The following is a 217-nucleotide window of genomic DNA, read 5'->3' as shown; positions in this document are numbered from 1 at the left end:
GCATCAAAGCCTCCAAAAGAAGCCTTGAATCAGAACTTACATCAGCACGATACCCAGTTTATGAGTTTGCGACCTAGTCACCTGAATCTGAAGTTCGGTTCATTGTCTTCTGGCAGAAACGCTTGACCGATGCGAGGATCTGGTCGGCGGATTTGACCCACTTGTATGGGGTGGGGTTTTCGTTGTGGGTTTCGATGAATGCGTCGATGTCGGCCTC

General features: G+C 49.8%; 1 pseudogene. It reads right to left on the bottom strand.

What is annotated here, in order from left to right:
- Positions 1-73: 73 nt before the first annotated feature.
- Positions 74-217, bottom strand: a pseudogene (locus ACWGS9_RS35980) (IS630 family transposase); the annotation flags it as partial.

Source organism: Mesorhizobium sp. Arg314 (genome assembly GCF_053714275.1).
The sequence above is the reverse complement of the archived record's forward strand: the minus strand, read 5'-3'. Positions and strand labels throughout refer to the sequence as shown.